Source organism: Psychrobacillus sp., from assembly GCF_056205495.1.
On record NZ_JBAEAP010000315.1, the window covers coordinates 24,162 to 30,161 of the forward strand.

General features: G+C 38.7%; 6 protein-coding genes. 5 read left to right on the forward strand and 1 reads right to left on the reverse strand.

The genetic code is table 11. From position 1 onward, the window contains the following. Positions 1-115: 115 nt before the first annotated feature. Positions 116-565, forward strand: a complete 450-nt coding sequence (locus AC06OU_RS09300; protein ID WP_475855377.1) for a YaiI/YqxD family protein — start codon at positions 116-118, stop codon at positions 563-565. On the opposite strand, the gene AC06OU_RS09305 is transcribed toward AC06OU_RS09300, so the two are convergent. Further along, positions 562-1,428: a glycerophosphodiester phosphodiesterase family protein gene (locus AC06OU_RS09305; RefSeq protein ID WP_475855378.1), complete on the reverse strand. Its 867-nt coding sequence runs from the start codon at positions 1,426-1,428 to the stop codon at positions 562-564. The genes AC06OU_RS09300 and AC06OU_RS09305 overlap by 4 nt on opposite strands. A gap of 221 nt (positions 1,429-1,649) precedes the next feature. Here AC06OU_RS09305 and AC06OU_RS09310 point away from each other — a divergent pair, with 221 nt between their 5' ends. The 4 genes from AC06OU_RS09310 to AC06OU_RS09325 are packed head-to-tail and all read left to right on the forward strand — an operon-like array spanning position 1,650 to position 5,917. Continuing rightward, entirely contained in the window at positions 1,650-2,780 is a 1,131-nt protein-coding gene (locus tag AC06OU_RS09310) for an ABC transporter ATP-binding protein (RefSeq protein ID WP_475855380.1), read from the forward strand. Further along, positions 2,777-3,712, forward strand: coding sequence for a carbohydrate ABC transporter permease (locus AC06OU_RS09315; RefSeq protein ID WP_475855381.1), 936 nt, complete (start codon positions 2,777-2,779; stop codon positions 3,710-3,712). The genes AC06OU_RS09310 and AC06OU_RS09315 overlap by 4 nt, the downstream gene beginning before the upstream one ends. After that, a complete protein-coding gene (locus AC06OU_RS09320) occupies positions 3,709-4,521 on the forward strand; it encodes a carbohydrate ABC transporter permease (protein ID WP_475855382.1) in 813 nt (270 codons plus the stop codon). Before AC06OU_RS09315 ends, AC06OU_RS09320 begins: the two co-directional genes overlap by 4 nt. Before the next feature lie 34 nt (positions 4,522-4,555). Then, positions 4,556-5,917 (forward strand): ABC transporter substrate-binding protein, encoded by a 1,362-nt coding sequence (locus tag AC06OU_RS09325; protein WP_475855384.1) that lies wholly within the window; start codon positions 4,556-4,558, stop codon positions 5,915-5,917. Positions 5,918-6,000 lie beyond the last annotated feature (83 nt).

Genomic DNA, 6,000 nt, shown 5'->3' on the forward strand with positions numbered 1-6,000 from the left:
TCTGATCTAAGATTTCTTTGCATCATAAAAGTAACCCTACCCTTTAACATAGCCATTCATAAAAATAATCATTTAGTATACAATGTAGGATATATAGCTGATAGGAGTGCTCAAAATGGTGAATGTACTAGTAGATGCGGACGGCTGTCCTGTCGTGGATTTAACGATTGATATCGCAAAACAGTTCGATATGAAGGTAACATTGTTATGCGACACTGCACATTATATGCAGAGGGAAGGTGCTGAAACAGTCATGGTTTCGAAAGGCGCGGATGCTGTAGACTTTGTGCTCGTTAATAAAGTGAATAAGGGCGACATTGTTGTCACCCAGGATTATGGTCTTGCAGCCATGGTTTTAGCTAAGCAAGGCTATGCAATAGACCAAAATGGAAGATGGTATACACCAGAGAATATAGACCAGCTATTAGAGAGTAGACATATATCCAAAAAAATTAGACAAGCAGGTGGCCGAATGAAGGGACCACGAAAACGTCAAAAAGAAGACAATGAGAAATTTGAAATTCATTTTAAAAGACTTTGTGAAAAAGTCTTGAAACAGATTTAGTCTTGCGTACGATTTATTATTTCTATAGCAACGTTAGGAGCGTCTGCGAATATACCATCAGCCTTGTAGAGCAAGGCTTTTTTTATATCTGCTTCTCCTATAAGGGAAAACAGGTGTACCTTCAGCCCGTTTTCGTGCGCTTCATGGACAAAGGTTCCATCTACAGCATTGACGTTGACTCCAATCCCACTTGCATAGGTTTTTAGGCTTTTCATTTCCTGGTTGGTAAATTTAGCTTCCTCTTTATTACCGAGCAGTTGGATAAGGGGGATGCTTGGTTCAAGCTCATGAAATTCTATTAAACTAGCACGGTTAAAGGATTGGACGATTACTTTGGGTACATCTTCTTCGTGATTTAATAAGTTATATTCTTCTAACAAAGCAAGCAATTCCTCCTCCATTTCCTCATATATTTTTGGGGATTTCATTTCAATGTAGTAGTTGACTCTATCTCCAAAATTATCAAATATTTCTCTTAATGTAGGAACTCGTGCCTTTTCAAATGCAGTATTGGCGAAATCTGGATATGTATCATTAAACCATTTCCCGGCATTCAACTTTTTTAATTCCTCTAATGTGTAATCTTTTACTAACCCTTCACCTTCAGTAGTACGGTCTACTGTTTCATCATGCATAGCAACTAATACTCCATCTTTCGTCATTTGTAAGTCAATTTCAATATAAGTAGCTCCTAGCTGCTCAGCAACCTCATAAGCGACCATTGTATGCTCAGGTGCATAAGTGGATGCTCCTCTATGCGCGATGATAAAAAACTCTTCTGAAGCAATGGGTGTCACTTCCTTCCCTACACATCCACTAACAAGCAAAACAAATATAAGTAGGATTATTTGATATTTACGCATAAATTTATCCTCCAAGAACTGTAAACTTTTTGTATAAAATTAAATATTCTGTAAAGATTGTAAATTTCTTTGATTTAGAATATTCTTTTTAGTAATATGGTGAAGAAAAGATTACATAGCTATGGAAAAATGGTAAAAAACATATTTTACTAGCTTCCATAGTAAAATCTATAAACTTGATGCTTAGGTAACATAATCGATTAGAGAATGGGGGAAATCTTTTGAAGCGAGTAGAGTTGATTGATATCTCTAAATCATACGACAAACAATCTAACGTTATTTCTAATATTAACGTAACGATTGAACCAGGGGAATTTTTTGTGCTGGTTGGTCCATCGGGGTGTGGAAAAAGTACAATGCTTCGAATGATCGCGGGATTAGAAGAGATAACAGGAGGAGTGCTCAAGATTGGTGAGCAGGAAGTGAATGATTTACCTCCAAGTAAGCGTGATTTGTCTATGGTATTCCAGAACTATGCTTTATACCCACATCTTTCGGTAGAAGAAAATATTCAATTTGGTCTGCATGTAAAAAAAATCTCTAAAGAAGAACGTAACAATCGAACAATAGAGGTTGCTCAAATGCTAGGGCTTTCTGATTACTTAAAACGTAAGCCAAGAGAGCTTTCCGGTGGTCAAAGACAACGAGTAGCTCTTGCCCGAGCTATCGTAAACCAAGCGCCAATTTGTCTAATGGACGAACCATTATCTAACTTAGATGCTAAGCTTCGTGCGCACATGAGATCTGAAATTAGACAAATCCAGCGCAGACTTGGAATTACTATGATTTATGTGACGCATGATCAAATTGAGGCGATGACAATGGGCGATCGCATTATGATCCTACATGAAGGATCTATCCAACAGATAGGCAGACCAATTGATATTTATAATAATCCAGCCAATCCTTTTGTAGCTACCTTTATTGGTTCACCTCCTATGAATATTGCTGAAGGCATAGGAAGTAAAGAACAGGGTGCTATTGTGTTAAATGATTTCATTACTATTTCCGTACCAGCTGAGGACGCACACTACCTGACAGACAAAGTTATTGTTGGTATTCGTCCGGAGCATATAAAAGCAGCGACAAAGGAGTCGACCGCAGAGGAAAAGGTATTTGTAGAAATTGTAAATGTAGAAATTTTAGGAAATGAAACTGTATTTTCATTTACGTTGAATGATCAGCAATGGCAAGTGAAATGGAGCGGCCAATGGCAGATAGCTGTCGGTGATAAAATACCAGTCATCATGAACTATGATTCCTTTTGCTTCTTTGATAGCGTAACAAAGGAGATTATTAAAAAACCTTCTGATGTAGAAAACCATGTATTTGGTAAAGAGGTATTTGTATGACAGTAGTGAAATCAAATCATGTAACTGCCGTTAGATCTAAGCTAAAGAAAGGTTTCTGGAAGCGCTCACTGAATGCTCGAACAGCTCTTTTATATTTATTGCCATCTATTATCTTATTTTCCGTTTTTGTTTTTTATCCAATGTTTCGCACCATTTATTTAAGCTTTTTCTTAACCAACCAAGCAGGAGAGGCTGCAGTGTTTGTTGGTCTGGAAAACTATGCTTATTTGCTCGAATCGTCTGCTTTTCTAAACAGTATAAAGGCCACATTCCTATTTGTACTATATACAGTGCCTACTGGAATTATTATTGCGCTAGGTCTAGCATTACTTGCCAATGAAAAGCTAAGAGGAATCGGTTTCTTTCGTACAATCTATGCTTCCACTATGGGGGTTTCCGTAGCAGCTTCCTCCGTTGTGTGGCTATTCTTATTCCACCCAAGTATTGGGATGTTCAACAAAGTGCTTGCCATATTGAATCTTCCACAAGTCGAGTGGCTTCTAGATCCAACATGGGCTTTGCTATCGGTGTCTTTAACAACAATTTGGTTGAACACTGGCTTCTGCTTCCTAATATTGCTAGGGGGACTACAAAATATTGATGAGCACTTATATGAAAGTGCTCGTATTGACGGAGCAAGCTATTGGTATCGTTTGAGAAGAATAACTATACCAATGCTCTCTCCCACCCTATTTTTTATTATTACCATTTCTCTCATCAATGCGTTTCAAACGTTTGGACAGGTGGATATCTTAACAAAGGGCGGGCCCTCCCAATCCACTAACTTAATCGTGTATTCCATTTATCGAGAGGCATTTGTAAACGCTCAATTTGGTACTGCAAGTGCTCAAGCGGTGTTCTTATTTATATGTATTTTACTCGTTACAATTTTACAATTTAAGCTAGGGGAAAAGAAGGTGCATTACCAATGAGAATACTAAAGCGCTCCATTGTGTATTTTTTATTGATCGTTACTGCCCTGATTATGTTTTTCCCGATTATCTATGCCTTGATGGTAAGCTTCATGACGGGAGGCGAAATTTTACAAGGAAAATTCTTGCCGTCAACCTTCAGTTTTGATAATTATGTGAAGGTGTTTGATCGATTGCCTCTATTAAACTATTTGATTAACAGTTTCATTGTTTCGTTTGGGGTTATGCTTGGACAGCTGGTCGTATGTAGTTTAGCGGCCTATGCCTTTGTCTTTATCCCATTCAAAGGAAGGGACTTTGTATTTTTCCTTTTTATCTCCACGATGATGATTCCGTGGGAAGCAACAATGATTCCCAATTTCTTTACCATTCAAAATCTAAACTGGCTTAACACATACCAAGGGATGACACTACCGTTTTTTGCCTTAGCCTTCGGGACATTTTTACTTAGACAGCATTTCAAAACAATACCGAAGGAGCTGCATGAGGCATCTCAGATTGCAGGGCTCAGTAGATTTGCGTTTTTTGTTCGTGTCATCTTGCCGGTTTCTAAAACTAGTTTAGTAACATTAGGAGCATATGGTTTCTTAACGACTTGGAATATGTACCTTTGGCCTTTATTAGTTACAACCAACAATTCCGTAAGAACCGTACAAATTGCCTTGAAACAGCTCCAGTCACAAGAGGTTGCAACAGAATGGGGGGTGGTTATGGCAGGGGTAATCGTTGTTATTATTCCAACACTACTACTATTGTTTTTAGGTCAAAAGCAATTGCAAAAAGGGTTAACGCAAGGGGCTCTAAAATAACAGTTGTTCCAAACTAAAAAAAGAGGTGTATGACATGAGGAAGAAGTTTAAGTTTACGTGGTTATTCATGATTTTGTTAGGTATTCTAGCATTAGCTGCATGTACAAATAGTGATGACAGTTCATCGACAGAACCTGTACAAAAAAGCGACGAGGATGTTGAAAAATCCGAAGATGGTAAAACAGTCATCTCCTTTTGGCACGCTATGTCAGGTTCAGGGCAAACAGCTCTTGATAATATTGTCGCTGACTTTAATGCATCCCAGGATGATTACGAGGTAAAGGCAGAATTCCAAGGATCATATGAAGAATCGTTAACTAAGCTTCGTAGTGTTGGGGGTACTGCAGACGCTCCGGCCATAACGCAGGTGTTTGAGGTAGGTACTAAATATATGATTGAAAGTGGATTTATCGAGCCAATGCAAAAGTTTATCGATGAAGATAACTATGACTTGTCTCAATTAGAGGAGAATATCTTAAATTATTATTCTCTTGATGGAGAGCTATATTCTATGCCATTTAACTCCTCTACGCCAGTAATGCTATACAACAAGGATGCTTTTAAAGCAGCCGGCTTGGATCCTGAGAACCCTCCTAAAACGTTCCAGGAGGTAATTGATGCAGCAGCAAAGCTTAAAACAGATGAGATGAAGGGCTTTTCAATGCTAACATACGGTTGGTTCTTTGAGCAGCTAGTAGCCACACAAGGTGGTCTTTATGTAAATGAAGACAACGGTCGTGCTGGCGATGCAACAGAAGCGGTTTTCAACGGAGAAGAAGGTCAACGCGTGTTTGAATTCTTAAATACTATGAACGAGGCTGGTACATTTGGTAACTTCGGAACGAACTGGGATGATATTCGAGCAGCTTTCCAATCAGGGAAGGTAGCTATGTATATGGATTCCTCGGCAGGTGTACGAGGAATTATTGATAATGCGCCATTTGAAGTGGGTGCTGCATACATTCCTTACGCAGACGAAGTAGATCGTAAAGGTGTTGTAATTGGAGGGGCATCTTTATGGATGTCTAAAGGAATCGCTGAAATTGAGCAAAAAGCAGCTTGGGAGTTCATGAAGTATTTAACTACTCCAGAAGTTCAAGCTAAGTGGCATTTAGATACAGGATACTTTGCGATTAACCCTTCTGCATATGAAGCAGACATTGTTAAAGAAGCATGGGAAAAGATGCCACAGTTAAAAGTAACGGTAGAACAGCTACAAAGCACAGAGCCATCTATCGCTACTCAGGGTGCCTTAATATCAGTGTTCCCAGAATCCCGTCAGCAAATTGTGACGGCGTTGGAGAATTTATATCAAGGGATGGATCCTAAAGAAGCGCTAGATGCAGCGGCAGAAGGAACTAACCGCGCAATCGTGATTGCGAATAGAACAAAATGAAAAACAAGCAGAGAGCTAAGGCTTTCTGCTTGAGTTTTTTATTTTTATTAAAGGATTAGCTTCTCATATTAAATAATAAAAAA